This window comes from Martelella sp. AMO21009, assembly GCF_053484295.1.
The window spans coordinates 24,275-51,232 of record NZ_JBAKFR010000019.1 but is presented as its reverse complement, the minus strand read 5'-3'; the positions used below and the strand labels follow the sequence as shown (position 1 = coordinate 51,232).

The following is a 26,958-nucleotide window of genomic DNA, read 5'->3' as shown; positions in this document are numbered from 1 at the left end:
TGGTATTAATTACTATCTATAGTATCTTTAGTTGACAAGTCGGGATTCGAAAAATATCGAATAAAAAGATGTAATGCGTGATAAATCCTAAATTACATTATGATAATATATAAAATTACTTAATTTATATTGAGAGTTAACGTGGCGCATACGCAGGAGTACAACCTTGAAGCGAATCTTTAGGCTGGTAAAATCTCTCTCAGGCGGTTCTTTTCGGGTGCTGAAAAGCCTAGTAAAGTCGTATGGCATGGCCAGCCTAGTCATAGCCTTCGCGCTTTGCGCTATTATCTGGTTCGTCGGGCCTCGGTTGAAGGTCTACGGTTTCCAGCCTTTCGGGCCGGTGACGTTCCGATTGATCGCAATTATCGCGATTATATTTTTCTGGGGTGTAAGCAATCTTCTCTTCGGCGCCGTGAGCAGACGCAGGCAGGAGCGGGCCTCGGAAGAAGGGGTGACGAAGGCGCCGAGGGATCCTGTGAAGGATCGCGTCGATGCGTTCGACCGCAGTTTCCGCAACGCTATGTCCGCCATTGCGAAGCACTGGATCGGCTCCGATGGCAAGCGCGGGAAACGCTCGGTCTATTCGCTGCCCTGGTATGTGATGCTCGGCTTTCCCTCTGCCGGGAAGACGTCGTTTATCGTCGAGTCCGATCTCAAGTTTCCTCTGGCGCATCTCTTCTCGCAGGAAGACGCCAAGTCTGTGACCAAAACCGAGGATGTCGATTACTGGGTCACCGACGATGCCGTCGTCTTCGATGTCGCCGGCCAGCTACTCACCCATCAGCGCAACCGTGAGGACGACAATGTTCTCGATGTTTCCCGGCTGCTTTGGGACAAATTCCTGGGTCTGCTCAATGAATACAGGCCCCGCAGGCCGATCAACGGTGCGATCGTCTGCATCGATCTCGTCGATCTCATCCAGTCCTCGCCCGAAGTGCGCGAAAACAAGGCCGCCCTTCTGCACGCCCGTCTGGTAGAGATGTCGGAAGCGCTCAGCACGCGCTATACCGTGCACGTCATTTTGACAAAGCTCGATCTCCTCGACGGCTTTCACGAATTCGTATCGGGCCTCACCAAGGCGCAACGTGCCGAGCCCTTCGGCTTCACCTTCTCGGTCTATTCGGAAAAATCCGGTGACAGCTGGGTGGAGGAGTTCGAGGAGGCCTATGACGGCTTTCTCGAGCGTCTCAACAATCTGATGCTCGATCGTATCGCCGATCAGCATTCCTCGGAGGCGCGACGCAAGCTCTATACTTTCACGCGCCAGCTCTCCGGCTTGAAGATGCTGATCCGGGAATTCCTTGGAACCAGCCTCCATCAGGACAAGTTCTCAACGGCGCCGCTGGTGCGTGGCGTGTTCATGGCCTCCTGCCGCCAGGAAGCCGTCCCGTTCAATGCCGTCCTGACGGCGGCCTCGCAGAAATACGAGATCCGTCCGCCCGTGCTCGCCGTCCATGGCGATCACTCGAAGCACTATTTCTCGGCCAATGTCCTAAAATCCGTGATCTTCGAGGAAGCTGGCCTTGCGGGCGACAATATCCGCCTTGAGCGCTCCAAGCGGGTGCGGTTCATTCTCTCGGGTGCTGCTGCCTCGGTTCTGTTCATCGGTTTCGTCGGCTTCTACTGGCAGGCCTATGAAAGCAACCGCGCCAAGATGGATGAGGTTGTCAGCATCGCCAGGACCTACAAGGCGGACGGCGAAACTCAGCCTGCAAACGCGGCAGACGCCGGCCAGTCCTTCCTCAAGCCGCTGAACGCTCTTCGCTCCGCAGGAACGATTTTCGGCAATTATGATCGCTGGGGCGTCATCCCGTCCTTCCTGACTCTTTCGCAAGGCAGACGGATCGGGCCGGTCATCGACAAGACCTATATCGACCTGCTGCAGAACGGTTTCCTGCCCGATCTTGCAAGCTATGTGGAAGCCGACGTGGTGAAGCTCGGCAAGGCGGACGACACGCGCGACGGCGATGAACGCCTTGAGGATCTGCGCATCTATCTGATGCTCGGCGACACCTCGAAGCGCAACAATGCGCTGGTGGAAGAATGGTATGGCGAGGTCTGGCAGACGCTCTATACCGGCGACGACCAGACGCAGCAGGACCTTTCATCCCATCTGAAATTCGCCATTGAGGATGCCGATCTCGAGGTCCCGCTCAACCAGACCGAAGTCGCCTCGGCGCAGGCGGATCTGCGCGCCGTGCCGCGCGATCTGCGGCTTTACCGCAATATCGAGCAACTCGCCAAAAGTCAGCTCGTGTCAGCCGTAAACTTCAGAAACGAGATCGGGCCAGCCTACAACATCATTTTCAAACAGCCGGCCGACGCCAACGGCAAGCCGGAACCGGTTGAAATCCCGCCTTTCTTCACCAAGACCGGCTTTACCGACTTTTTTGTCAAGCAGAACGAGGCGCTGTCCGTCGTCGCCATCGAGGACGCCTGGGTGGCCGGCGAGCGCGATACGGTAAGCTATTCCCAGGAGGATCTGGAAGCGTTCCGCAAGCAGGTCGCCGAGCGCTATGCGACCAACTACATCGACACATGGACAAACGCCCTGAACCAACTGGACATCGTCGATTTCGGCAGTCTCGACAAGGGCGTGGACGTGCTTGAGGAAATCACCGGGCCGGACGATCCCTTCGCCCGGCTTATCGCGCTGGTGAAGGCGCAGACGCAGATCTATGAGGAGAAAACCGTCACCCAGACGCCGGATCAGGCAGCCGATGCCACGCAGCCCTATGACCTTTACCGGGAGCAGGGCATGCGCATCAACCGCGCCTTTGCCCGGCTCGATGCGCTGGACGATCCGCGCGACAACAAGGGCAGCTATCTCGAAGACCTCGAGGCTTCGCTCTCGAAGCTTTACGAATACCTCAAGGAGGTTCGCCAGGCCGGAGACCGCTCGGGCGAAATGGCGCTTGCCAAGGCCAAGGCGCGGGTGAAGCTGGAGGGCGACGACCCGATCTATGTGGTCGAGCGCCAGGGCGTCGATCTGCCGGAACCGATGAGCCGGTTCTTCGCAACCATTTCCGACCAGAGCTGGGCGGTGGTGCTGGACAAGGCCAAGGAAGAGCTTCAGCGCGCCTGGAACGACGATGTCTACGGCGAGTACAATCTCTCGCTGGCAACGCGGTATCCCTTCACCATTGATGCCGAGGAGGATGTGCCGCTCAAGGAATTTACCGATTTCTTCGGCCCGAACGGCAAGATCGAGAATTTCTACAACGACAATCTGAGCCTGTTCGTCGATGATGCAACCGGCAAGCCGAAGGTGATCGACGGGCAAAGCCTTGTCATCAATCCCGAGTTCCTGGTGCAGTTGAAGAAGGCGCTCGCCCTGCAGGATACCTATTTCGGCAATGACGGCGCGCTTGGCGTGAACTACACCGTGGAGCCGAAGGGCCTGTCCGGACGCTTCGGCCGCTCGGTGATGAACGTCGAAGGCCAGCTCGTGCCCTATTCGCACGGTCCGCGCTTTCCGGTGCGCATCATCTGGCCGAACGAACTTTCGAAAAAGGCCGAAAGCGTGCTGACGCTGTTTCCAAGCGGCGGCGGCAAGCCGCGAACCATGTCCTTCAGCGGGCCGTGGTCGGGCTACAGGCTTCTGAACTCCGGCAAGATCGTCAACTACGACGCCAACGGCATGGTGGTCGAGTTCGATGTCGGCGGCGGGACCGCGAGCTACACGATCACCCAGCAGGGGCAGAAGAACCCGGCGCGACAGGATCCGCTGGCCGATCTCGTTCTGCCCGCCCGTCTGTGATCACGGGCGGGAGATGCCGATGGCGAATGAGGGCTTTCTGGAGGCGATCAGCGCCACGCTGGCAGACCCCTTTGAGGGCGACATCGAGGATCTGCCGGCCTATGATGTGATCGGCGACGCACTGATCCGCCGCGGCACGCCCAGCCAGGCCTCAGTCGACTGGCAGGGCGTCGAGGTGGCGGCCGCAAGGCTTCTCGCCCGCAATGCCAAGGATATCCGGCTGGTCGAGGCCATCTGTCTGGCCAGGTTTTCAAGTCGCGATCGCGAAAGCCTGCTTGCCTGCCTTGAGGGCTTGAACGCCTTTCTGGGGCTGGAGGAAACGCTGCGAAGGCCTGCCAAAAAGGCGCAGTTTCAATCGGTTCTGACCCGGCTGATGGGCTTCCTGCTGCGCGATGAGCCGCCCGGCCCGGCTGGCGTGCTGGCCGAGGAACTGACCGCGAGCCTCCGGCTGCTTGGTGAGAACGAAGCGGTGCAGGAGGCAGGGCAGTCACGGATGATTTCGGGTTTTCTCGACCGGCTGGCCCGTGATGCCGACGGGGTGGCCGCAGATCGTGGCGACGGCGCAAAAGCCCGGCCTGAACCTCGGCCACGGGCGAACGGCAAGACGGCGGAGGTGCGGCAGGCTGAGCCTTCTTCCTCAACGACGGTCGATTTCCGGCTTTTGCGCCGCCAGGCCGGAGAGCTTGCCGACCTCTTATTCGATCTCGATCCGGCAGCCCCCGTCTCCTATCTTCTGCGCCGTCACGTGACCTGGCTCGACGTGACCGCGCCACCGCCGATCAAGGAGGGGCGGAACACGATCGTCCCGCCGGTCTCCATCGAAAGCGTCGAACGTTATGAGACCGCCTTGCGCGAAAATCCGGATGACCCGGCGCTGGCCAAACGGCTGGAGCGAACGCTGCAGTCGCTGCCCTTTTGGATCGGCGGACATGTCATCGCCGCGCGACTGGCGCAAAAATGCGGGCGTTCCGCCGTGGCGACTGCCATCGCCGCGGAAACGCGTCAGTTTCTGGGGCGCCTGCCGGGGCTGACGGACCTCAATTTCCTTGACGGTCAGCCGCTCGTTGCCACCGACGACCTGGCGGCGCTCGACCAGCTCGCGGGGAATGCCGAACGGGCGTCGGCGGCGGATGGAGACGGGATAGATCAGGAAAGCCCCGGTGGTGAGATGCCGACGCTTGAGAGCATGGCGGCGGATCCGGCGAAGGCCAGCGAATGGGACCAGAGCTATCGGCAGGCGCCATCACCGCGCATGCGCGCCTTTCTGGAGCTTGCAACGCTGGAAATGCTGGCCGCATCCGGTTTTGCCGCCATCACCGCCGATCAGGCCATCCGCCTCGAACGGGCGGCCGAAGGTATCGGCGTCAGGGAATGGGACCCGGAACTTTTCCGAAGGTTGGAGAAGTTCAGAAAATGAAGATCGATAAGCTTTTGAATCAAAAAGTAAATTTTCGTACTCAACAGTACTGGCCAAAAATGGCCGAGCCTGGCCATTTTTGGCCGAGACGGATTTGCTATTCTGGATCAATGGGTTATGTCGGAATTTGGCGTTATGTCCGTTCTTTTCCCGGCCATTTTTGGCCGAAGTTTCTTGGGTTCACTTACATAAATACTCGCTCATATGAGCCCGTTTCTTCTCACGACGATAGAAATATTCGTTTAATATCAGTATTTTGTCGTTTTTCTATTCAGAATTCCCGTCTCTGGCACGGTTTATGCCAGATAAAGCTTGCCCGCCGCGGTTGGCGCTGACGGGCCTGAACCCGCCGATGGCATGGTGCCGCGGCAGTTGAGAACAATGAAACGAAGACGCCTGCCGGATCTTGCATGTTTGGCGACAGCACCGGCAGACGTCCTCAACAACAGGCAGGAGTAACCCATGCCCACACCCGCTTATATCACGATCGAAGGCGCAACGCAGGGCCCGATCACGCAAGGGGCCTTTACCGAGGATTCGGTCGGCAACGTCTGGCAGGAAGGCCATGAGGACGAGGTCATGGTCCAGGCCATCGACCACACCGTCGTCATCCCCCGCGATCCGCAGTCGGGCCAGCCGGCCGGCCAGCGCGTGCACACGCCGTTCAAGTTCACCTGCACGCTGAACAAGGCCGTGCCGCTGCTCTATAATGCGCTGTGCACCGGCGAGATGCTGACCAAATGCGATGTCAAATGGTACCGCACCAACACCGCCGGCAAGCAGGAGCACTTTTTCACCACCACGCTGGAAGATGCGCTGGTGACTGACATGGACTGCACCCTGCCGCATTGCCAGGACCCGAAGAATGCCGATTTTACCCAGCTTGTGAAGGTGGAGCTTTCCTACCGCAAGATCACCTGGGAGCATACGGCCTCGGGCACATCCGGCTCCGACGACTGGCGCGCGCCGGCCGCCTGATCGGGCAAGATACCGCCACCTCCGGGGCGGAATGACTCCGGAGGTGCGTCTGAAGCCACAATCATAGGTAATTGTCTTTGTGGATACGCGCCTTATTGGGGCGAAAGCATCCGCGAGACAGGAGGCAAACATGTTGCGTTACGCTGTCGGAAAAACCCGAAAAGCCCGCGATTTTCTGCTGGGGCTCTGGCAGCACGGGCGGCTGCGCCGTACGGGCGGTAGCCGCAGTGAAACCGCCGAAAGCGCACAGGAAGCAGCCGTCCCCTCCGGCGCTGCGCTCGATGTTTCCGGCGAGCGCGGCGTTGTCGGGGTGGCGATCGGCGGGCGGGGCGCAGTGCCGCATCGCGTGCACGCCGCTTCTTCCGCGGATGAACTCGACCCCGGTATCAGCTTCCTCGACCGCTTTGCCGACCATTCGCTGCTTGCCGAAAACGAACGCCGCGCGACCCGCAAGGCTGCCGCTGCTACGGCATCGCCCGAGGTGGTCGCAGCAAGAACGGCGGAAGCAAGGCCACGGGCGCCAGCGCCGTCAAAGGATGGCAGTCGATCATGAGAAGACGCTCCAAAATCCCCTTGATCATATCGGGCATCGTGTTTGTGCCGGTGGCGCTGTTCTTCGCCTTTGTAATCTGGTTTGCCACGGGCGGGGGCGCAGTGGATGCAACGCCCGGTACATTCCGATGCCGCATCGGTATTCCAGGCTACATGAAAGACATCCCGGTCATCGCCCCGTGCAACACGCCGGTCTACAACTATGAGGCCATGGATGTCAGCCCTGGCAGTGGGACGATCAAATACAACTCCTATGCATCGCAAGCTGAAATTGAAGCATTTTACCGGCGTTTTCTGGTCGCCAAGGGATGTGCCATTTCTGGCGGCGGTGATGGTTTTTGGGGAGGCCAATGCGCAAACAATGAATTTCAGCAAATGACTGTTGTTTTGTCTTCAAAACTGGCCGGCCAAGAGTGCTCTTTGGTAACTCTCTATACATTGGATCCATGATGAGCAATTTCGAAGACATCGCCAAAGGCTATGCCTCTCTGGCGTTGGGCACCGCCAATGAAGGCCTGATCTACACCTGCAACTGCGGCTGGCTCGATCTCGGTCACGCCTTCTCACCCTCGAAAGACAAAACGCTCGGCGCCCGCAATCTCTGGCTTCGGGTGAAAGCCGGTGGCCGGTATGCGAAGGTCAGGACCGGCCATTTCTACCCGCCCGGCTTTCTCGCCTATCGATACCGACCATCCGTGCTGCAGGCGATGCGCGATGATGGCTATGCCCGCTTTCCCGACGGTGCGAAGGGTTTTGCCGTCACCTTTCGCGAAGAGATGGGCAAGCATGGCATTTCCGCTGGGATCGAGCGTCGCTTTCTTGTCCGCCATCACCTGACGGTACTCGATCTCAGGCGGGTGGCGCTGTCGGTCTTCGCCATTGTCAGCTGGAAGTTCGAGAACTTCCAGCACATGCTGGAGCTCGGCGGCATCATCAATTTCTTCTCGAGATTGACGGGTGACCATCAAGAGCCAGACCCACAAGGGAAATGGCTATAACGAACTGCGCTTCGAGGACGAGAAGGACCACGAGGAAGTCTTTGTCCATTCCCAGAAGGACCGCAACGAAAAGACCAACAACAACCACTCCGAACGCATCAACAACAACTGGGTCCAGTCCGTCGGCCACAACAAGGGCATCGAGGTCGAGAACAATCATGCCGAGGTGATCGGGGGCGATATGCAACTATTCGTGGGGCCGTCTCAGAAGGGCATGTTCACGCCAAATGGTGCAGATACGCTCACGCAGGGGCTTCCTGGCGTCCCTTATGGTCTGGGCGAGAAGGGGGCAATGTCGCCGGGCGTTGGCACAATGCAATTGAGCATCGACAAGAACAAGGTCGAAAGTATCGGCAAGAACCACTCTCAACTGGTTCAGAACGTCAAGAGCGTGAACGTCAAGGACAGCTACTACATCGATGTCGGGGAAGAACTGGTCATCACTGCAGGCAAGCGAATTTTCTTCAAGAGCGGCGATAGCGTGATGGTGCTGAATTCCGATGGCTCGATCCAGATCAACGGCAAGAAGCTTAGTCACAATGTCAGCGACATCATCAAGTTGCTGTCCGATATCGTCAAAGTAAATTGAGGAGGGTGATACTTGAAAAATGCAAAGCATCGCCTTTCAGGAAGATCATTTTACATTGCTGCGGGGCTTGCGCTGGCGGTTGTTCTCGTTCCTGCCGGTTGGTGGGGGTATCATCATATCTCGGAGTGGATCATGGTTCACAATTCACCGGATACGCCGCTTTCCAACAGGCTGATCCTGCCCTATGGCGATGCGCCTTATCGTCTGGCGCAGAAGATAGAGCGCGGCGAAGCGATTTCAGAGGCGGACGTGAAGGCGTTGCCCGATGGCGTTGACCAGCGCTATGGCGACGAGATCACCCTGCTGTTTCTGGCGCTCGGCGCCCATAACCTGCAGGCGATCGACACACTGCTCGCCGCCGGCGCCGATCCCTATATCGTCGACCGTCCATCGCAGGGTTCGGGGCGGAACTTCGTCTACTACCTCACCATGCCGGGGCCAAGTTCAGGGCCGGTGCGGGGCTTCGATTTCGAAAACCATATGATCGAGAGCTATCTCAAATATGGAGGCAAGGCGAATTACCAGTGGCCGGATGAGGAAGGCGCGTGGCTGATCGAGGAAGTTGGGCTTATCGGCAATTATAAGGGCGTCAAAATCCTGCTTAAGGCTGGCGCTGATCCTTGGGCGCAAGATAACAATGAAGACACTCTAATGTCTGTTCTTGCGCGGTGGACGCCAGACGGATCACTTCCGCTGATCAATTTTATGCTGAATGAAGGTTATTTTGATCATGAGCCTTTGCATAAATTAAAGAATGTCATGTTATTCTTGGGTGGATACCACCAACGAGGTGATAAAACCAGTCTGGATATACAGAAAACGGCCTTAAGAATATTAAAACGCAATTCTCACTATCCGCCTGATCGGTATACGCAAGACATTTTTGGCGGCCCTATCCCGTGGAAGGAGGTCGAGAATGCCGACTGATGCTGGACACAAGGTCGCAGTGCCACCCATTCCCGATGCGGATAATATCAAGCCGCCGCCTGTTCCCGCTCCGCCGGAAGGGGAAAACACCGCCAATGCGACGCATGTTACCGGCAAGGCCGCAGCAGAAACGTGCGGGTTGATGCCATGATCTGGCCTCTCGCTCCAAACCGTCAGCCGAAGCGCGTATTTGCCATATGGCTTGCGCTGGCGGTTGTTCTCGTTCCTGCCGGGTGGTGGGGATATCATCATATCTCGGAGTGGATCATGGTTCACAATTCACCGGATACGCCGCTTTCCAACAGGCTGATCCTGCCCTATGGCGATGAGCCTTATCGTCTGGCACAGAAGATCGAGCGCGGCGAAGCGATTTCAGAGGCGGACGTGAAGGCGTTGCCCGAGGGCGTCGACCAGCGCTATGGCGACGAGATCACCATGCTGTTTCTGGCGCTTGGCGCCCATAACCTGCAGGCGATCGACACCATGCTCGCCGCCGGCGCCGACCCCTATATCGTCGACCGCCCATCGCAGGGATCGGGCCGGAACTTCGTCTTTTATCTGACCATGCCGGGACCAAGTTCAGGGCCGGTGCAGGGCTTCGATTTCGAAAACCATATGATCGAGAGCTATCTCAAATATGGCGGCAAAGCGAATTACCAGTGGCCGGATGAGGAAGGCGCGTGGCTGATCGAGGAAGTTGGGCTTATCGGCAATTATGAGGGCGTCAAGATTTTGCTTAAGGCTGGCGCTGATCCTTGGGCAGAAAATTCGCGCGGCGATACGTTGATGAGCACACTAGCCAGCGCTGCGGCGATGAAAGGCGTTTCGTTCATAGATTCGCTTATAGACGATGGATATTTCAACAATATCAGCATTAAAAATTTAGAAAACGTTATTGGTTATTTAGCTTTGTATGACCAAAGAGGCGACAAGGTCAGCGTTGAGCTTCAGAGGATCACATTGCGTATCTTGAAGCGCAATCCAGATTATCCACCAGACCAGAATACGCAGGACATTTTTGGCGGCCCCATCCCATGGAAGGAGGTTGAGAATGCCGACTGATGCTGCACACAAGGTCACATTGCCGTCCATTCCTGATGCGGATGATATCAAGCCGCCGCCTGTTCCCGCTCCGCCGGAAGGGGAAAACACCGCCAATGCGACACATGTTACCGGCAAGGCCGACCCCAAGAACTGTAAGCGGCAGGCCTGCTATCTTTGCCAGTTGATCTACAAGGACCCGCCGCCGAAACTCGGGTTTACGACGCTTTTTCCCGACAAGATCGCGCAGGCTGATAAAAACTGGGAAGAATGGGCTAAACGGGACCAGCAGACCAAGACCGGCCTTGTGGCGCGGCTTTACAAGGTGAAAGGCTACGACCCCGATTCATCCACCGATGTCTGCCCGCCGACGCTGGTGTTTCGCGGAACCGACGGCCACGACATGCGCGGCTTTGCGCTTTGTGTGACATTCGAATTTACGCCCTCCGCCGGAACATCCCCGCTGATCGATTTGCAATCGCTGGTGAAGGACATTCTGCCGGGCGGACATATGGTGTTTGGAATGGGACCGGACACAAAGGGCAAGACCCGGGCACAATTGATCGAGAAAAATTTCGAAAGTGTGACGCTGTTGGATGAGACCGGCCATTTCACCCTGATGGGCGTGCCCTATCAGGGTCGCGTGACGCTTGAGTTTTTCGGCGGACCGGATGGCGACTGGGCTACGAATATCGAGCAAGGCCTGGGAGTAAAAAGTCAGCAATATGAGAACGCTATGGCGTTCGGCAGATCGATCGTAAAAGAAAAAATCAAACCGGGAAAGGATCGACGGTTAACAATCGCAGGGCATTCTCTGGGCGGTGGTCTGGCAAGCGCGACGGCAACAGTAGTTGATTATTATAATCCCAAGAGCATCTTCACCTATTGCCAGACCTTCAATGCCGCAGGCGTCAACTCCAGGACGGTTGAGCCCGCCTTGCTTGGCAGTGCGACGATCGATGCCTTTGCCGTTCGCGATGAGATTCTGACCACGATTGAAACCCGGGTGAATGACCTGCCGATCCTGGGTGCGGTGCTGAAATGGGCCAAGGCAGAGGCGAAGGTCAACGGCTTCCCGCCGCCGGAGGGCAATTTTGCGCCAAGGCTCGGCATCAGCCCGGGGCCGGCCGGTGGCGAGGGCTGGCAGGCTCCGCCCAAAGGCGGCGCGCTGCCGAAAGTCTGGCCGATCGCCGAGCAGACGGTTCTGCCGGGCGTGACCGCCAGCGATTTCCGCTATCTCAATGAAATCGACAGCATTATGAACAGCTCCGCCTCCTTCATGCAGGCATTGACCACTCTTGCGGCCCGCATTCCTGAATGGATGAAATTGGCCGGTGTGGGGGCTTTGTCATCCGACAGCAAAAAAGACTATCTACCCGTCTATTCGCCCGACAAGTCGATAGGGGGGCGGGTTGCAAAGGGCATTGAAGAAGGCCTGGAGGCTTTGTCCGACAGTAATGCGGTGAGTGCCGCCAAAACAATTCTGGAACTAAGCCCCGGCTTCTCCAGGGTCGCTTTTGCCGCCGACATATGGAAAGAAATCAAGCTCCTGAAGACGCTTTGCGGCGTCTCTGCTGCCTATCACGGCATGGACTATGTCATTGCGACTTATGACGGAGTGGCGCCACCACCGCCGGAGCCGGCAGCAGCACCACCCACCGCGCCCTCTGTGCAGGACGCTCTGGACCAGATGGGCCGTCAGCTCGGGAGGTGAGCCATGATCCCCGAAATCTCGCTTCCTTTCCCATGCCTGTTCTTCCGCCACTGGTATCTGGATGGCAGTGAGATGGGGGTGCTGGTGGTGCGGGCGGTGTTTGAAATCCACGAGGGCAGACGCGCGTTGTTGCCGAAGGCGCAGCCGGGGATGGCGCTCTCGGATGTGTTTTCCGGCGAGGCGAATGTCTCGTCGCTGAAATACGAAAGCGAGATCGCGCCGTTCAAGCCGAAAACCGACCTGACCTTTTCCGCCATTGCCCGCTCGCCCGAGGAAAAGCAGCTCACGAGCTGGCCGGTGCGGGTCGATATCGCCCGGCCTGCGGAGGATGGCGCGGCGCCCGAGGTTATCGGCAGCCATGGCTTTCATGTGTTCGGCGAGCGGCTAATGGAGCCGGAGACGGCAATGGGCGGAAAGCGCTGGCGGCTTTCGGATGCGACGCCGGTCACGCAAGTGCCGATCGTCTACGAGCGCGCCTATGGCGGCACGGTGAGGATCGATGAAGACACCGAGGACGCCCATGTGTTCAACCCGGTCGGGCGCGGCATGGTCAGCGATTATCTTCTGGAGGCTGGCGAGGCACTGCCTGCACCACAGATCGGCCTTGCGGGCGAGTTCGCCGCCTGGGCTCCAGGTGCGGAGATGACGGTTTGCGGTCTCGGTCCGCTGACGAAATCCTGGCAGCCGCGGCTTGCGCTCGCCGGCACGTTTGACGATGCCTGGCTGAGAGAGCGCCATCCGCGCATGCCTGAGGATTACAATTACGGCTTCTGGAATGCCGCGCCGCAGGCCATGCAGTTCAAGCCGTTCCTCACCGGCATGGAGCAGATCACCGTCCACGGCATGCGCCATGATCCGGAACTCTACCGGTTCTCTTTGCCGGAAGGCGGGCTGAAGGCTGTCATGCGTTATGACAACGCGGATGATCGCAGGTTTGTCATGCGCCTTGACACCGTCCATTGCGACATCGTCGACCCGGACCCGAACAAACATCAAATGACGCTGGTCTGGCGAATAGCGATCGAGAACCCCGACGATGTGACAGCGATCGAGGTTCTGCCGCATGCTCTCAGAAAGGAGACATCATGAGCCGCAGTGCCGCCCGCAATACGGGCAAGTCCAACAGCATCGTCTGCCTTTCGCCCTGCGTCTGCCTGACGCCGCGCGGCCCGAAAATGGTGCCGGTGCCCTATATGATCGTCTCGAAGCTGGAATGGAGCACGAAGACGATCTCCAATACCGGCTTCGGCGGCGATCAGGCCTTCACCATGGAAAGCCGCACGGAGAAGGTGACCGGCAACGAGTCGGGCACCGGCGGCGGGGTGTCCTCCGGCGTCAATGTCGGCTGGTGCCGGCCGCAATCAAACAAGTCCAGTTTTCTGGTCGAGGGCCATCAGGTGCTGCAGGACAATTGCGTCTACGAAATGAACTGCGCCGGCCCCGACGGGCCGTCGAATACACTCGGCAAGCTGAATTATGACGATGCGTGAGCGCGCTGTCGCACTCGATCCTGCTGTTCATCAAAGGTTCGTTTGACGGTTTACGCTGATTTTGTCCGTAAAGATAGTGATTTCACGGAAAGCCGGACATTGTCCGTAATCGACAGGAAAGCGGACACAGGCACATGACAGTAAGTCGGCTACGCAAGAGGCTCCTGGAGCTTCTGGAGTAGAACGCAACCAGTGAAATCGTGTTTGATGGATTGCAGGATCGACGGAGAGCAAAGTAAACGGCAAGATCGTGTCCCACGGAGTGGTGTAGCCTCGGCGTTCGCCGTGCCTTCCGGAGCGGGCCGGGAGTGGATCAGCTTGCCGCCGGCAGGCTGATGAGAGGATCATCGCTCATTGTTGCGATGGTCTCAAGTGTCATGTAGCGGGACCGCTGGACGGCCCATTCGTCGTTCTGCTCGAGCAGCAATGCGCCGACCAGCCTGACGATTGCGTCATCGTCGGGGAATATGCCGAAAAACTCGGTGCGGCGCTTGATCTCGCCGTTCAGGCGTTCGATCGGGTTTGTGGAATGAAGCTTGGCCCAATGCTGCCTGCGAAGGTCATGTAGGCGAGCATGTCTTCTTCGGCGCTGTCCATGAGCGAGGCGAGCTTGAGCACTTTCGGGCTGATCTGATCGGCGCCACTGCGCCACTGGGTGCTCGCCGCATCCGGCGTGTCCTGGGCAATGAAGGCGGAGGAGACGACACGCCGTCCGCTCTTTCCTGCATGGGCGAGCGCGTTGCGCATGAAATGGACCCTGCAGCGCTGCCAGGTGGCGCAAAGCACCTTCGACACGGCGGCCTTGATGCCCTCATGGGCATCGGAGACGACGAGCCTGACGCCACGTAGCCCGCCTCTGGTCAGGTTGCGGAAGGAATCCCGTCCAGATCGGCTCGGCTTCTGAGGTTCCGATCTCCATGCCGAGCACCTCACGCCGGCCGTCGGTGTTCACGCCCGCCGCGATGATGACGGCGACAGAGACAGTGAGCAGCGTGTGCGCCACTGGTCCGAGCACCGCTGCGAACGCCGCCGCGCCGGACCTTCAGATAGGTGGCATTGATCCACAGGTAGGTCTATTCTCCCTCGATGGGCCTGTCGAGAAAGGCCTTCACCCTGTCATAGATTTCCTTGCAGAGCCGGGAGACTTGGCTCTTGGAGATGCCTGACATGCCAATGGCTTTGACAAGGTCATCGGCGGATCGGGTTGAAACGCCCTGGATATAGGCTTCCTGGATAATCGTCGTCAAAGCCTTCTCGGTTATGCGGCGCGGTTCGAGGAAGCTCGTGAAATAGCTGCCGGTGCGCAGCTTTGAAATACGAAGCTCCACCGTTCCGGCTCGGTTCGGCGGGAAAACGATTCACTGGATTGTTTTCTTTTCTGCCTTACCCCAGTCCCGGTCGCGATAGCCGTTGCGCTGGGCAAGCCGGAACGTGCAGTCTGTATGGCCACATTGATCATGACGGCAAGCTCAATGACATTGTTCCCCAGGCGTGGCTTGCCGACGTGATTGCCGCATTGCGGACACCCCGATTGCCAAGCTGTAGCAACTGCTTCCTTGGAGGTGGACACCGCCGACCATCAACGCACAAGCGGCCTAATCTGCGACCCTACTGCAGGCTTACTCTCTTCCGGCGATGGCAGGTAGCGGTCCGTCGATTTTGCGGGCGCTGTTTCCTAGCCGAGTGCCCGCTCGGAAAAATTGCCGGCGAGAAAGGCGTCATAGGCATCGCGGATACCGTCCTCAAGGCTGATCTTCGGCGTCCAGCCCATGCCGCGCAGCTTGTCGGCGCTCATCAGCTTGCGCGGCGTGCCGTCGGGCTTGGAAAGGTCGTGGACGATCTCGCCCTCAAAGCCGACCACCTTGCAGACCAGCTTCGTCAGGTCGAGGATCGAGATATCCGTGCCGGAGCCGACATTGACGTGCTCTTCCCCGGAATAATTCTTCAGCAGGAAGACCAGAGCGTCGGCGCAGTCGTCGGCATGGAGGAATTCGCGCAGCGGCGTGCCCGTGCCCCATACCACGATCTCCTTCGCGCCGGAGGCCTTGGCCTCATGCGCCTTGCGGATCAGCGCCGGCATGACATGGCTCGAATTCAGGTCGTAATTGTCGCCCGGGCCATAGAGATTGGTCGGCATCGCCGAGATATAGTCGCGGCCATGCTGCCGGCGATAGGCCTGGGCGAGCTTGATGCCGGCGATCTTGGCGATCGCATACCATTCATTGGTCGGCTCCAGCGGGCCGGTAAGCAGGGAATCCTCGCGGATCGGTTGTTCGGCGAATTTCGGATAGATGCAGGACGAACCGAGAAACAGGAAGCGGTTGACGCCGTTCCGGTGCGCGGCCTCGAAAATGTTCGCCTCGATCATCAGGTTGTCATAGAGAAAATCCGCCGGATAGCTGTCGTTGGCAAGAATGCCGCCGACCTTCGCCGCAGCCATCACCACAGCATCGGGCTTAGCGTCGGCCACGAACGCCTCGACCTCGGTCTGCCGCTTCAGGTCGACGGTGTCGCGCCCGGCGGTGATCACCTCGCAGTTTTCGCGCTCCAGGCGGCGGACGACGGCAGCGCCAACCATGCCGCGATGGCCGGCGACCCAGATTCTCTTCTGTGCGATATCGAAGGTCATGAAACTGTCTTTCGTTTCGAAATGAAAGCGTCGGATGAAAAGAACGATGCGGTTTTCTTTGACCCGACGCGTCAAATAAAAGAATCTACACGAATGCGGGTTCAGCCCTCAAGGCTGACCGGCAGGTCAAGCCCGTGCGCCTTCAGCAGGGCATAACGTCGCGCGGCCTTGTGATCCTCGACCACCATTTCCCGGCACATGTCGCGGGCGGTGATCTCCGGCACCCAGCCCAACTTTTCCTTGGCCTTGGTGGGATCGCCGAGCAGGGTATCGACCTCGGCGGGGCGGAAATAGCGCGGATCGATCCTGACGATCACGTCGCCCGGTTTCACATTGGGCGCCAGATCGCCGATCACGGCTTCCACCGTGCCAACCTCACTGATCCCGTCACCGGAAAAGCCAAGCGTTATACCGAGATCCGAGGCAGCCCAGGTGATGAATTCGCGCACGGAATACTGCTTGCCGGTGGCAATCACGAAGTCTTCCGCGCTTTCCTGCTGCAGCATCATCCACTGCATCCGGACATAATCCTTCGCATGGCCCCAGTCGCGCAGCGAATCTATATTGCCCATATAAAGGCATGACTCGAGGCCAAGCGCGATGTTTGCAAGGCCGCGGGTGATCTTGCGGGTCACGAAGGTCTCGCCGCGGCGCGGGCTCTCATGGTTGAACAGGATGCCGTTGCAGGCATACATGTCGTAGGCCTCGCGGTAATTGACGGTGATCCAGTAGGCATAGAGCTTCGCGGCCGCATAGGGCGAGCGCGGATAGAATGGCGTGGTCTCGCGCTGCGGGGTTTCCTGCACGAGGCCGTAAAGCTCGGAGGTGGACGCCTGGTAGAACCGCGTCTTCTTCTCTAGCCCGAGAAAGCGGATTGCCTCCAAGAGCCGCAGCGTGCCGATCGCATCGACATCGGCGGTATATTCCGGGGCCTCGAAGGAGACCGCGACATGCGATTGCGCACCGAGGTTATAGACCTCGTCCGGCTGGATGTCGCTGATGATACGGGTCAGGTTCGACGTGTCGGAAAGGTCGCCGTAATGCAGCTTCAGCCGCGCATTGGAAGCGTGCGGATCCTCGTAGAGATGATCGATGCGGTGGGTGTTGAACAGCGAGGCGCGACGCTTGATGCCGTGAACCTCGTAACCTTTTTCGAGAAGGAATTCCGTGAGATAGGAGCCATCCTGACCGGTGACCCCGGTGATCAAAGCCGTTTTCGTCAATTTTTCTCTCTTTAATTGATTTTTACAAAAAAGTTAGCCGTAATCATTTTACGATACGAGACAGTGGTAACCCATGTTTCGTGCCCCATCGGCGTCGAAGCCGATCAGGCTGGATGCGTCGAAGCATACACCACGCTGACGGTATTGCACTCACTATTTGGCCATGTCAGCCGGGCCGTTTTCACCTTCCCTGGAAGATTATGTGAAGCCCGCTCCGTACATTGTCGACCTGTTTTGAAGCCTGGCGCCCGCGCCAGTGGCGCGACACTCCGGCACCTGTCAATTCGGCGGCGTGTAGCCATCGGGGAATTGCAGTAACCGGTCGCAGGCGCCGCGATTGCCGTAAAGGGTCTGATATTGATCGGCCTGCTGGCGTGCACGCAGGCGGGCTGCTTCGATGTCGGCTTCGGTCGCGCCCGCCTGGAGCGCTTTTGCGAAGGTCGCATCCGCGGCATCGTTGAGGCGGCGCGTCGCCCGAAGGCCGCCATAGGACTGGCAGTCAGCGGCGCCGAGTTCGGCACGGGCGGCCTGGTCGAGCATGATTTCGTTCGGCTCTTCCGGCGCGCTCGTCTGGCAGCCGGCCAAGGCAAGCATTGCTGTCACGGGAAAGGCAATGCGGAATCGGGCAGTCATCTGGCACCTCCTGAATTCGCCCGCCGCAGGCGGGTTATTGCCGCGAATATCCGATACCTGAGGCGTGAGCGCAAGCGCCCGGGAAAGGAATATGGCCGTGATCAATCATGTCGATTGGCTCGACGGTAATGTGGCAGGAGCGACATCCTTGCCGGCCGGCGGCGCGACGCGCAGTTGCCTTCGGTGGAGGGCCAAAGCGTCGCGCATCATATCCGATGCATGGCCTCGATGAACTGCTTCGCCTTCTGCGCAATCGCTGCCACGTCCGCGCCGGGCTTGTAGAGCGCACCGCCGATGCCGAAGCCGGATGCGCCGGCGTCGACATAGGCTTTCATATTGTCCGGCGTCACGCCGCCGACGGCGAAGACCGGGATGTCCTTCGGCAGGACGGCTTTCCAGGCCTTGATGACGAATGGAGGAATCGCCTCGGCGGGGAAGGCCTTGATGCCGGTCGCGCCAGCGGCGATGGCGGCGAAGGCTTCCGTCGGCGTGGCGACGCCCGGCAGGCTGATCAGGTCCCGCGCGGCGGTCGCTTCGATCACGGCCGGGTTGGCGTTGGGCGAGATGATGACGCGCGCGCCGGTGGCGGCCACATCGGCAACCTCAGCCGGCGTGAGCACCGTGCCCGCGCCGATCAGCGCGCGGTCGCCGAAACGAGCCTGAAGCCTCTCAATGCTCTTGAGCGGTTCTGGCGAGTTGAGCGGCACCTCGATGATGCGCCAGCCGGCTTCGATCAGCGCCTCGCCGATCGGCTCCGCTTCCTCGGGCCGGATGCCGCGCAGGATCGCGATCAGATTGCAGGCTTCAAGCGCTTCGGTGAAATTCATCATGTTCAATCCTGTTCCGTGGAGGGCAGTTTGCCGGTGATGCGCTGGACGCCAAGCGTGGCGGCATCCTCCGGGCCGGGTTTGATCGCAAGGTCGAAAAGCGGCGCGACGCGCCCGTAGCGCTCGCTCAGCGCCGAGTTGCCGATGATGCCGATCGCTTCGCCGGGACGCAGCCAGCCGGCGGTGCGCGCCTGCCGGAATTCCGAGGCGATCAGCAGGCCCGAGACATAATCCCCGACCTCTTCGGGCTGAAGCGTGCCGGCCAGAATGCCGCTGCGGGCGCTGAAGACTGCCGAAAGCAGGGCTTCGGCGGCGGGCTCGTCGCTTGCGGCAAATTCCGCCGCGCGATCGAAGGCCGACCAGGCTGGCGCGCTGCCGGGGCCGGGCTCAGCGGCGCGGGCAATGAAGGAATGCCGGGTGAGAAGGGCATAGATTTCGCCGGTGGCATAGGTCTGGAAGGCGGCGATGCGGCCGCTTTCGATGCGCGCCCACTTGCTGTGAGTGCCGGGCAGCACCAGCGTGCGGTCCTCCTGAAGGCCGTAGCCGACGATCTGCGTTTCCTCGCCGCGCATGACGTCGGGAAACGGTTTTGCGGCCGGATCGCGCAGGCCTGGCAGGAAGGTCATGGTCGCGCCGTTTTTCAGCGTGACGCGTTTCGCGCCCGCGGCGAGTTCGGCAAGGCCCGCCGGCGCATCCACATACGGCACCTCAACCCAGCCGCTGCGGCTGGTGATCATGCCGCAGGCGGTGACCGGGAAGGGGCCGTGCTCGTCAAACCAAGCGCCAATCGCCGCCATCAGCGCCGCCTCGAAAGCGCCGCCCTCCACAAACTGAATGCCGCCATTCTTGCTTTCGCGTCTGTCCAGCACGCGGCCATCGGCCGCAACAAGGGTGGCGCGGAGCGAACTGGTGCCCCAGTCGACAATGGCGGAGACGGTTTGGGTCATGTGTCAGGTCTCGTTTCAGTAGCAGACGATTTCGTGGTTCACGGTCATATCAGCTTTCTTTTGCGCCCCGTGCTCAAGCCAAAAGTCTGGTATTTATGTATGATCTTTTGTGTGATTCTAATCGACCTGTTGGGTTTTGGTGGCGATCCGCGTTCTGCGCAGCGCGTCGGTCATCTCGCTTCTGGCGACGCCGATGAGCTGCTCCATGGCGTGGCGCGCGGCATCCGGGCGGCGCATCCTGATGGCCTCCAGTACATCCTGATGGGCGAGGATTGCCTGCTCATGCGACTGGCTGGCGCGGTTCGTCAGGCGGAAACTTGCCAGTAGAGCGGCGCGGATGGCGCTGGCGAACTGACGATAGACCCAGTTGCCGCTGGCATTGATGATCGCGGTGTGGAATTCGAGGTCGGCGCGGCTCCATTCCTCGTTGTCGCGGGAATTGGCCTCGACCATGTCCTCGAAAGCCTTCGCGATCTGGTAGAGCTGGTGCGCATTGGCGTTGGCGGCCGCCTGGGCGGCGGCGGCCGGCTCCAGCAGTTGCCGGGCGTCGATCAGCGAGGAATAAAAGGCATCGTCGGCCCCGACGGAGAGCATGATGTCGAGCACGGTGGGGTCGAGATAGTTCCAGTTTTCGCGCGGCAGCACAATGGTCCCGGCGCGGGTGCGCGAGCGCACCATGCCGAGCGCGGAGAGATATTGCATCGCCTCGCGCAGGCTGGTGCGGCTGACCCCGAATCTCTCCGTTAGTTCTGCTTCATTGGGCAGTGTAGCGCTCTCGGGAAACGTGCCGTTGACGATCAGCTCGACGAGCGAATGGAGGAGGGCTTCCCTGACGCTGCGCTTGCCGCGCTGGGCGATCGGCGCGCCATGTTCCGTCAAAATCTGAGTCATCGCGTTGCTTGTCACTTTATCCCCTTGGCGCGCATGGCGCTTTTTCGCGCCGGCGCTTCGTTGGCGGTAATATGATCGATATAGCCTCCTCATTCAAATTGAAAAATAAATCATATTTATAATTGACATTGGTCCGACGTATTATAAGTATCGTGCCGCCGGGATGGCGTGGCCCCCGGCAGGGAAAACGTCCACAGGGAGGAGCACAATGAAGCTCATCATCAAGGCGGCCTTGTTGGCCGCCGCCGCATTGTCGAGTGCGACAGCCGCATCCGCGCAGGAAGACCTCAAGGTCGGCGCGATCTACATGGACGCGCAGGGCTTTTATGCCGGCGTGCGCAAAGGCATCCAGGATGGCGCTGAAGAGGCCGGCCGCAACCTCGTCATCGTCGAAACCAACGCCCAGGGCGATGTCAGCAAGGAATCCTCCTTCATCGACTCGCTGATCTCGGCCGACGTCCAGGCGATCATCGTTTCGCCGGTGTCCGCCGACGGCTCCTACCGCGCGATCCGCCGCGCTCATGACGCCGGCATCCCGGTGGTCTGCTATAATACCTGCCTCAACGAAGAGGACATGAAGGAATACATCTCCGCCTATGCCGTCGGAGACCCCCATGATTTCGGTTACAAGCTCGGCGATGCCGCCGCCGACTACTTCATCGCGGAAGGCAATGACACGCCGAAGATCGCGGTCCTGAACTGCGAATTCGTCGAAGTCTGCATCACCCGCAGAGAGGGCTTCGAGGAAGCGCTGATGGCCAAGGTGCCGAACGCCGAGATCGTCGCCAATCAGGAAGGCGCGATCCTCGACAAGGCCGTTTCGGTTGCCAGCACCATGCTGACCTCCAACCCTGAAATCGACGCCTTCTTCGGCGAAGCCGGCGGTGCGACGCTGGGTGCCGCTCGCGCCGTGCGTTCGCAGGGCAGGGAAGGCGAGGTTGTCGTCTTCGGCGGCGACATGACCACCGAAATCGCCCAGGAGCTTGCGGACTTCACGGTCATCAAGGGCGTCGTCGATATCTCCGGCCAGGGCCTCGGCAAGCTGGCGCTGGCGCAGGCGATCAAGTCGATCGACGGCACGCCGCCGGAAGGCATCGAAGTCCCCTATGAAATCGATCTCTACAAGTCGTCGGAAGATGGCAAGGGATGGCTCGAGGCTCACGCCGACGGTATTCCGTGATCGGCGGCCGGCGCTGCCGCGCTGCTGAGGCAGCGCGCTGAAGGCAAACATCGATGCCGCCGCAACCCGGCGGCATCGCTATCAACGGGAAGAGCAATGACGTCTGCATCTCAGATCAAAAGGCCGGAAGCACCAGCGCTCGTCTCCATGACGGGGTGCACCCGGCGTTACCCCGGCGTGCTGGCGCTCGACAATGCCGATTTCGAGGTCGCTCCAGGCGAAGTGCGTGCGCTTCTCGGCAAGAACGGCGCCGGTAAGTCAACCCTTATCCGCATGCTGACCGGCGCTGAAGTGCCCGATAGCGGAACCGTCTTCATCGATGGCGATGAACTGACGCATACGGGTTCCGCCCGCGCCCAGCAGGCGTTTTCACACGGTGTGCGGGTGGTCTATCAGGAGCTCAGCCTGGTCCCGGGCATGTCGCTTGCCGAGAACCTGTTTCTCGGGCGCTGGCCGCGGCAGGGCGGCGTCATCCGCCATCGCGCCATGATCGCCGAAGCCAAAGAGGCGATGCAGCGTCTCGGGCTCGATCTTTCGCCCGATACGCTCGTCTCAACGCTCAGCCCCGCCGAACGCCAGCTTCTGGAGATCGCACGGGCGCTGCTCGGCAATCCCAAGCTGGTGATCCTCGACGAGCCGACAAGCTCGCTGGCGGCAGCCGAAGCCGAAAAGGTGATGGCGGCGGTGACGCGCGTCGCAGCTGAAGGCATCGCGGTCATCTATGTCAGCCATCGCATGAACGAAATCCGCCAGATCGCCCATTCGGCGACGATCATGCGCGATGGGAGGATCATCGACACCGTCGATGTGCAGAATGCCGACACGCGCGAGATCGTCCGCCTGATGCTGGGTTCGGAAGGCGCTGAAGCCGCCGTGCTGGAAGATGCCAGCCAGGCCGAGACCGTGCTGGAGGTCAAGGGCCTGGCGGTGGCGCCCAAGCTCTCCTCCGTATCGTTTTCGTTGAAGAAGGGCGAGGTTCTGGGAATTGCCGGCCTGCTCGGCTCCGGCCGCACGGAACTGCTGCAAGCGATCATGGGCGTGCGTCGCGGCGAGGCGGGCGAGATTTACGCAAACGGCAAGCCGGTGACATCGCTCGGCTACAAACAGATGATCAAGCTCGGCTTCGGCTATACGCCGGAGAGCCGCAAGGAAGAGGGCATCGTTCCGCTGCTTGGCGTCGATGAGAATACGCTTTCGACGCGGTTTGAGGGCGTGACCGTCAATGGCGTGCTTTCGGCCCGGCGGATGGCCGAGGCGACGCGCCGGATCATCGACCGGCTGCACATCAAGACCGCGCGCACCGACACGCCGATCGGCACGCTTTCGGGCGGCAACCAGCAGAAGGTCGTGATCGGCCGCTGGGTCTATGCCGGCAGTCGCATCCTTCTGCTCGACGAGCCCACGCGCGGCGTCGATATCGAGGCCAAGGCCCAGATCTATTCAATCATTCGCGAACTCGCTGCCGAAGGCCGCAGCATCGTTTTCGTTTCCAGCGAGATCGAGGAACTGCCGCTGGTGTGCGACCGGGTGCTCGTCCTCAGGGACGGCGCGCTCCGGGAAGAGTTCAAATCACCCAACATCGATCAGGACACCTTGATGGCGGCCTGCATTTCAGGACACTGACGGAGACGATGATGTCGCATAATAACGCTGCCGATACGGCCGCCCCGAAGAAGAAAAGCGGTTTCGGCGTTTCGAAGCATATCAACGAGCTCAGCCTGTTCCTGGCGATTGCGTTGCTCTACGTGATCTTCGGCACCACCGCCTACGGTTTTCTGTCGTTCAACAATCAGGTGAATATCCTGCGGGATGCGGCGACGATCGGTATCGCGGCCTGGGCGATGACGTTCATCATCATCTCCGGCGAAATCGATGTCAGCGTCGGCCCGATGGTCGCGTTCATTTCCGTGGCGCTCGCCTATCTCCTGCAATGGGGCTTCCCCACGCCGATCGCCTTCTTGCTGGCGGTGGCGCTCGGCGCCGGGCTCGGCGGCATTTCCGGCGTCTTGCGCGCCTATTTCGACGTGCCGTCCTTCGTGGCGACCCTCGGCATGTGGAGCGCCTTGCGCGGGCTGGCGCTGTTCTTCACCGATGCGCTGCCGGTTTCGATCGGCCGCAATGACGTGCTGGACGCGCTCGACCGTTCGGTGCTCGGCATCCCGCCGGCGGCGATCATCATGCTCGTGCTGTTCGCCGTGTTCGCCTTCGTCAGCCGCAAGACGGCGTTCGGTCGGTCGGTGTTTGCGATCGGCGGCAATGCCCATGCGGCCTATCTCAGCGGCATCAACGTGGCGCGCATCCGGGTCGCGATCTTCGCGATTGGCGGCGCGATGGCGGCGATCTCGGGCATCCTTCTGGTCTCGCGTCTCGGCTCGGGCAATGCGACGGCGGCAAGCGGGCTGGAATTTGACGTGATCGCGGCCGTGGTCGTCGGCGGCACGGCGCTTTCCGGTGGTCGCGGCTCCATGCTGGGCACGCTTCTTGGGGTGCTGGTGATCACGCTTATCGGCAACGGTCTGGTGCTGCTGGGCATCAATCCATTCTTCCAGCAGGTTGTGCGGGGTCTCATCATCGTCATCGCCGTGCTCGCCAACATGCAGGCGATCAAGCGCAGCCTGGCCCGCAACAAGGGGTGAGGGGCATGGCGGTCGTTAAAATCAGGTCCGGCGACCTTTCGCTTCGAGCATCAACCGCTGGCGGGTTGATCCTCGGCTTCTGGCGGGATGGTGCGAATGGACCCCTGCCGCTCCTGCGCGAAGCGCCGAATGGGGCGGACGCGCTGTCATCCTCCTGCTATCCGCTGGTGCCCTTCGGCAACCGGGTGCGGGATAACCGCTTCACATTCAATGGCCGGCACTACGCCCTGACTGCGAATACCGACTGGGACCCGCACTACCTGCATGGCGAGGGCTGGCTTTCGCCATGGTCGCTGGAAGAACACGAAGCCGACCGGTTGGTGATGCGGTTCAGCCATGCAGGCGGCGGCACGCCCTATGTCTACGAGGCCTGGCAGAGTTTTTCGCTCGACGATGGCGAATTGCAGATGACGATGAGCGTCGAGAACCAGGGAGACGAAGCGTTGCCGTTCGGCCTCGGATGGCATCCCTATTTTCCGATGACGCTGGAAACCACGCTCGAAGCGCCCGCCCGGAAGTTCTGGACCGAGGTTGAGGGCTGGCTACCCGGCGAGGCCAGGGATATTCCCGCCGACCTTGATTTCAGCAAACCGTCGCCCCTGCCGCACCGCTGGGTCAATAACGGCTTCGAGGACTGGTCCGGCGAAACAGTGATAACCTGGCCGGAGCGCGCGACGAAGCTATCCCTGAAAGCGGAACCGCTGTTCCGGCACGCTTTCCTCTTTGTCTCGGATACCGTCTTCGATCCGGATTTCGAGCGGGACTATTTCTGTTTCGAGCCGATGTCTCATCTGGCGGACGGTCACAACATGCCCGATCTTGGCGGGCTTCGCATTCTTCAGCCCGGCGAGAAACTCTCGGGCAGCATCTGGCTGGGAGCGCAGGACCTATGAGCAAGACGAGCGAAGGACGGTACGACTATATCCTCGTCGGCGGCGGCAGTTCGGCCTGCGTGGTCGCCGCCGGTCTGGTGAAGTGCGGCGCGAGCGTGCTTGTTCTGGAGCGTGGCCCGGCCAAGGCCAATCCGATCATGCATTTCCCCGCCGGCTATATGAAGTTTCTGGCGAAGGATACCTATCTTGCGATGCACCGCACCGCCCCGCAGCCCCAGCTTGACGGGCGCGGGCCGATCGTCCCGCAGGGCAGGGTGCTTGGTGGCGGCAGCACGGTCAATGCCATGGTTTACATGCGCGGCCAGGCGGCCGATTTCGACCACTGGAACGAACTGGTGGCCGACGGCCAAGGCGATGATGCCTGGAGCTACCGCGATCTTCTGCCCTATTTCAAGGCACAGGAGGACAACGACCATCTCGCCGGTGAATTTCACGGCGTCGGCGGTCCGCTGAAGGTCTCCCATCTCGGCCACACCAGCCCGATGACCCGCACCTATGTCAAAACCCTGCAAGGCATGGGCATCCCCTATACCCCGGATTTCAACGGCGAAAGCCAGTTCGGCGTCGGCTTCATGCAGCACACCATCGATTGGCGGACGCGCCGGCGTTGCAGCGCCGTGGACGCGTTTCTGGCCCCCGTCATGGACGACCCGCTGCTGACGATCGTCACCGGGGCAACCGTCACCGCGATCTGCATGGAAGGCGACCGGGCGGTCGGCGTCGATTACGTGCAGGGCGGCGACCGGAAATCCGTTTTCGCGGACACCGAAGTGATCCTTGCGGCTGGCGCGTATCAGACCCCAAAACTGCTGATGCTGTCCGGGATCGGGCCGGAGGAGGAACTCGGCCGTCACGGCATCGCGGTCAAGCTCGCGCTTCCCGGCGTCGGGCGCAATCTTCAGGATCATTATGAGTGTCCGGTGGTCGCCACCACCAAGGGATCGTTCGGCTATTACGGACAGGATCGCGGCTGGCCGATGATCAAGGCAGGCCTGCAATATCTGTTGTTCAAGACCGGCCCGGCCTCCACCACGGGGGTCGAAACCTGCGCCTTTCACGACCCGGAGGGCAATAACGAGCGGCCGACGATCCAGATGTTCTGCGTGCCGACCGTCTATCTCGACCGCGACGTCATGGGTACGGATCCGGGCGATGGCGTGACCATCAATTCGCTGCTTCTCAGACCGAAATCGCGCGGCTCGGTGACGCTGTCCTCCAGCGACCCGTTCGCCGATCCGGTGGTCGACACGCAGATATTCAGCCATCCGGATGACCTGAGGGTCACGATGGCCGGTTTCCGCTACGCCCGCACCGTGCTCGCCGCCTCGCCGATGCGCGAACTGATCGACAGGGAAATCTTCCCCGGCGCCGAAGTGACCAGCGACGAGGCGATCGCGGCGCACTGCAAGCGCACAGTCAAGACCGGCTATCACCCGGTCGGCACCTGCAGGATGGGGCATGACGGCGATCCGGAAGCCGTGCTCGATAGCCGCCTCAAGGTCCGGGGCACAAGGGGCCTCAGGGTCATCGACGCCTCGCTGATGCCGACCATCGTCAGCGGCAATACCAATGCCGCCGTTCTTGCCGCCGCCGCCAAGGCGACCGACCTCATACTTCCCTGATCGGAACCAGT

24 protein-coding genes and 2 pseudogenes are annotated in these 26,958 nt (G+C 60.3%); 19 read left to right on the top strand and 7 right to left on the bottom strand.

Going from position 1 to position 26,958, the window contains the following annotated elements; all coding sequences use genetic code 11:
- Positions 1–166 precede the first annotated feature (166 nt).
- The 13 genes from tssM (at position 167) to V6766_RS17960 (ending at position 13,466) form a co-directional block, all read left to right on the top strand.
- A complete protein-coding gene (gene tssM / locus V6766_RS18020; protein ID WP_448468832.1) occupies positions 167–3,760 on the top strand; it encodes a type VI secretion system membrane subunit TssM in 3,594 nt (1,197 codons plus the stop codon).
- A gap of 19 nt (positions 3,761–3,779) precedes the next feature.
- On the top strand, positions 3,780–5,177 hold the full coding sequence (locus tag V6766_RS18015; protein ID WP_448468830.1) for a type VI secretion system domain-containing protein: 1,398 nt from the start codon (positions 3,780–3,782) through the stop codon (positions 5,175–5,177).
- 462 nt (positions 5,178–5,639) lie between these two features.
- Positions 5,640–6,155 carry an Hcp family type VI secretion system effector gene (locus V6766_RS18010; protein ID WP_448431218.1) on the top strand — a complete coding sequence of 172 codons (516 nt, stop codon included), beginning with the start codon at positions 5,640–5,642 and terminating at the stop codon, positions 6,153–6,155.
- 130 nt (positions 6,156–6,285) lie between these two features.
- Positions 6,286–6,708 (top strand): hypothetical protein, encoded by a 423-nt coding sequence (locus V6766_RS18005; protein WP_448468828.1) that lies wholly within the window; start codon positions 6,286–6,288, stop codon positions 6,706–6,708.
- A complete protein-coding gene (locus V6766_RS18000; protein WP_448468826.1) occupies positions 6,705–7,157 on the top strand; it encodes a hypothetical protein in 453 nt (150 codons plus the stop codon). The genes V6766_RS18005 and V6766_RS18000 overlap by 4 nt, the downstream gene beginning before the upstream one ends.
- Positions 7,157–7,705, top strand: a complete 549-nt coding sequence (locus V6766_RS17995; protein ID WP_448468824.1) for a hypothetical protein — start codon at positions 7,157–7,159, stop codon at positions 7,703–7,705. The genes V6766_RS18000 and V6766_RS17995 overlap by 1 nt, the downstream gene beginning before the upstream one ends.
- Positions 7,665–8,294 carry a bacteriophage T4 gp5 trimerisation domain-containing protein gene (locus V6766_RS17990; RefSeq protein WP_448468822.1) on the top strand — a complete coding sequence of 210 codons (630 nt, stop codon included), beginning with the start codon at positions 7,665–7,667 and terminating at the stop codon, positions 8,292–8,294. Before V6766_RS17995 ends, V6766_RS17990 begins: the two co-directional genes overlap by 41 nt.
- Positions 8,295–8,306: 12 nt before the next feature.
- Positions 8,307–9,221: a hypothetical protein gene (locus V6766_RS17985; RefSeq protein ID WP_448468820.1), complete on the top strand. Its 915-nt coding sequence runs from the start codon at positions 8,307–8,309 to the stop codon at positions 9,219–9,221.
- Positions 9,211–9,372 (top strand): hypothetical protein, encoded by a 162-nt coding sequence (locus tag V6766_RS17980; protein ID WP_448468818.1) that lies wholly within the window; start codon positions 9,211–9,213, stop codon positions 9,370–9,372. The genes V6766_RS17985 and V6766_RS17980 overlap by 11 nt, the downstream gene beginning before the upstream one ends.
- Positions 9,369–10,283, top strand: coding sequence for a hypothetical protein (locus tag V6766_RS17975; protein ID WP_448468816.1), 915 nt, complete (start codon positions 9,369–9,371; stop codon positions 10,281–10,283). The genes V6766_RS17980 and V6766_RS17975 overlap by 4 nt, the downstream gene beginning before the upstream one ends.
- Positions 10,273–11,976, top strand: coding sequence for a hypothetical protein (locus V6766_RS17970; RefSeq protein ID WP_448468814.1), 1,704 nt, complete (start codon positions 10,273–10,275; stop codon positions 11,974–11,976). The genes V6766_RS17975 and V6766_RS17970 overlap by 11 nt, the downstream gene beginning before the upstream one ends.
- Positions 11,977–11,979: 3 nt before the next feature.
- Positions 11,980–13,065 (top strand): DUF2169 family type VI secretion system accessory protein, encoded by a 1,086-nt coding sequence (locus tag V6766_RS17965; RefSeq protein ID WP_448468812.1) that lies wholly within the window; start codon positions 11,980–11,982, stop codon positions 13,063–13,065.
- Positions 13,062–13,466 carry a PAAR-like domain-containing protein gene (locus V6766_RS17960; RefSeq protein WP_448468810.1) on the top strand — a complete coding sequence of 135 codons (405 nt, stop codon included), beginning with the start codon at positions 13,062–13,064 and terminating at the stop codon, positions 13,464–13,466. Before V6766_RS17965 ends, V6766_RS17960 begins: the two co-directional genes overlap by 4 nt.
- Positions 13,467–13,779: 313 nt before the next feature.
- Here V6766_RS17960 and V6766_RS17955 read toward each other — a convergent pair.
- Positions 13,780–14,893, bottom strand: a pseudogene (locus V6766_RS17955) (IS256 family transposase); the annotation flags it as partial.
- On the opposite strand from V6766_RS17955, the pseudogene V6766_RS17950 reads away from it, so the two are divergent.
- A pseudogene (locus V6766_RS17950) lies at positions 14,894–15,011 on the top strand (transposase domain-containing protein); the annotation flags it as partial. It lies immediately after the preceding pseudogene.
- Positions 15,012–15,141: 130 nt separating this feature from the next.
- Here the strand turns inward: V6766_RS17950 and fcl are convergent.
- The 6 genes from fcl to V6766_RS17920 all read right to left on the bottom strand — a co-directional run bounded on the left by fcl (position 15,142) and on the right by V6766_RS17920 (position 20,616).
- Positions 15,142–16,095, bottom strand: a complete 954-nt coding sequence (gene fcl / locus V6766_RS17945; RefSeq protein ID WP_448468808.1) for a GDP-L-fucose synthase — start codon at positions 16,093–16,095, stop codon at positions 15,142–15,144.
- Positions 16,096–16,196: 101 nt separating this feature from the next.
- Positions 16,197–17,318 (bottom strand): GDP-mannose 4,6-dehydratase, encoded by a 1,122-nt coding sequence (gene gmd / locus V6766_RS17940; RefSeq protein ID WP_448468806.1) that lies wholly within the window; start codon positions 17,316–17,318, stop codon positions 16,197–16,199.
- A 279-nt stretch (positions 17,319–17,597) separates the two neighbouring features.
- Positions 17,598–17,951, bottom strand: coding sequence for a hypothetical protein (locus V6766_RS17935; protein WP_448468804.1), 354 nt, complete (start codon positions 17,949–17,951; stop codon positions 17,598–17,600).
- A 206-nt stretch (positions 17,952–18,157) separates the two neighbouring features.
- Positions 18,158–18,778: a 2-dehydro-3-deoxy-6-phosphogalactonate aldolase gene (locus tag V6766_RS17930; protein WP_448468900.1), complete on the bottom strand. Its 621-nt coding sequence runs from the start codon at positions 18,776–18,778 to the stop codon at positions 18,158–18,160.
- A gap of 5 nt (positions 18,779–18,783) precedes the next feature.
- Positions 18,784–19,725: a 2-dehydro-3-deoxygalactonokinase gene (locus tag V6766_RS17925; protein ID WP_448468802.1), complete on the bottom strand. Its 942-nt coding sequence runs from the start codon at positions 19,723–19,725 to the stop codon at positions 18,784–18,786.
- Positions 19,726–19,842: 117 nt separating this feature from the next.
- Entirely contained in the window at positions 19,843–20,616 is a 774-nt protein-coding gene (locus tag V6766_RS17920) for a FadR/GntR family transcriptional regulator (RefSeq protein WP_448468800.1), read from the bottom strand.
- A gap of 208 nt (positions 20,617–20,824) precedes the next feature.
- Between V6766_RS17920 and V6766_RS17915 the strand changes: the two genes are divergently transcribed.
- The 5 genes from V6766_RS17915 (at position 20,825) to V6766_RS17895 (ending at position 26,947) form a co-directional block, all read left to right on the top strand.
- Complete coding sequence (locus V6766_RS17915; RefSeq protein WP_448468798.1) at positions 20,825–21,796, top strand: substrate-binding domain-containing protein; 972 nt, start codon at positions 20,825–20,827, stop codon at positions 21,794–21,796.
- 96 nt (positions 21,797–21,892) lie between these two features.
- The gene (locus V6766_RS17910) at positions 21,893–23,419 is read left to right on the top strand and encodes a sugar ABC transporter ATP-binding protein (protein ID WP_448468796.1); all 1,527 of its coding nucleotides are present in this window, start codon (positions 21,893–21,895) and stop codon (positions 23,417–23,419) included.
- Positions 23,420–23,430: 11 nt separating this feature from the next.
- The gene (locus V6766_RS17905) at positions 23,431–24,432 is read left to right on the top strand and encodes an ABC transporter permease (protein ID WP_448468794.1); all 1,002 of its coding nucleotides are present in this window, start codon (positions 23,431–23,433) and stop codon (positions 24,430–24,432) included.
- A gap of 5 nt (positions 24,433–24,437) precedes the next feature.
- Positions 24,438–25,325 (top strand): aldose 1-epimerase, encoded by an 888-nt coding sequence (locus V6766_RS17900; RefSeq protein WP_448468792.1) that lies wholly within the window; start codon positions 24,438–24,440, stop codon positions 25,323–25,325.
- Positions 25,322–26,947: a GMC family oxidoreductase gene (locus V6766_RS17895; RefSeq protein WP_448468790.1), complete on the top strand. Its 1,626-nt coding sequence runs from the start codon at positions 25,322–25,324 to the stop codon at positions 26,945–26,947. The genes V6766_RS17900 and V6766_RS17895 overlap by 4 nt, the downstream gene beginning before the upstream one ends.
- Positions 26,948–26,958 lie beyond the last annotated feature (11 nt).

Coding starts and splice junctions, on each gene's coding strand:
- V6766_RS18000 (WP_448468826.1), top strand. CDS start 6,705: ATGAGAAGACGCTCCAAAATCCCCTTGATCATATCGGGCATCGTGTTT.
- fcl (WP_448468808.1), bottom strand. CDS start 16,095: ATGACCTTCGATATCGCACAGAAGAGAATCTGGGTCGCCGGCCATCGC.
- V6766_RS18005 (WP_448468828.1), top strand. CDS start 6,286: ATGTTGCGTTACGCTGTCGGAAAAACCCGAAAAGCCCGCGATTTTCTG.
- V6766_RS17920 (WP_448468800.1), bottom strand. CDS start 20,616: ATGACTCAGATTTTGACGGAACATGGCGCGCCGATCGCCCAGCGCGGC.
- V6766_RS18010 (WP_448431218.1), top strand. CDS start 5,640: ATGCCCACACCCGCTTATATCACGATCGAAGGCGCAACGCAGGGCCCG.
- V6766_RS17910 (WP_448468796.1), top strand. CDS start 21,893: ATGACGTCTGCATCTCAGATCAAAAGGCCGGAAGCACCAGCGCTCGTC.
- V6766_RS17900 (WP_448468792.1), top strand. CDS start 24,438: ATGGCGGTCGTTAAAATCAGGTCCGGCGACCTTTCGCTTCGAGCATCA.
- V6766_RS17925 (WP_448468802.1), bottom strand. CDS start 19,725: ATGACCCAAACCGTCTCCGCCATTGTCGACTGGGGCACCAGTTCGCTC.
- V6766_RS18015 (WP_448468830.1), top strand. CDS start 3,780: ATGGCGAATGAGGGCTTTCTGGAGGCGATCAGCGCCACGCTGGCAGAC.
- V6766_RS17930 (WP_448468900.1), bottom strand. CDS start 18,778: ATGAATTTCACCGAAGCGCTTGAAGCCTGCAATCTGATCGCGATCCTG.
- V6766_RS17905 (WP_448468794.1), top strand. CDS start 23,431: ATGTCGCATAATAACGCTGCCGATACGGCCGCCCCGAAGAAGAAAAGC.
- V6766_RS17915 (WP_448468798.1), top strand. CDS start 20,825: ATGAAGCTCATCATCAAGGCGGCCTTGTTGGCCGCCGCCGCATTGTCG.
- V6766_RS17980 (WP_448468818.1), top strand. CDS start 9,211: ATGCCGACTGATGCTGGACACAAGGTCGCAGTGCCACCCATTCCCGAT.
- V6766_RS17895 (WP_448468790.1), top strand. CDS start 25,322: ATGAGCAAGACGAGCGAAGGACGGTACGACTATATCCTCGTCGGCGGC.
- V6766_RS17960 (WP_448468810.1), top strand. CDS start 13,062: ATGAGCCGCAGTGCCGCCCGCAATACGGGCAAGTCCAACAGCATCGTC.
- V6766_RS17995 (WP_448468824.1), top strand. CDS start 7,157: ATGAGCAATTTCGAAGACATCGCCAAAGGCTATGCCTCTCTGGCGTTG.
- V6766_RS17935 (WP_448468804.1), bottom strand. CDS start 17,951: ATGACTGCCCGATTCCGCATTGCCTTTCCCGTGACAGCAATGCTTGCC.
- V6766_RS17965 (WP_448468812.1), top strand. CDS start 11,980: ATGATCCCCGAAATCTCGCTTCCTTTCCCATGCCTGTTCTTCCGCCAC.
- V6766_RS17975 (WP_448468816.1), top strand. CDS start 9,369: ATGATCTGGCCTCTCGCTCCAAACCGTCAGCCGAAGCGCGTATTTGCC.
- V6766_RS17970 (WP_448468814.1), top strand. CDS start 10,273: ATGCCGACTGATGCTGCACACAAGGTCACATTGCCGTCCATTCCTGAT.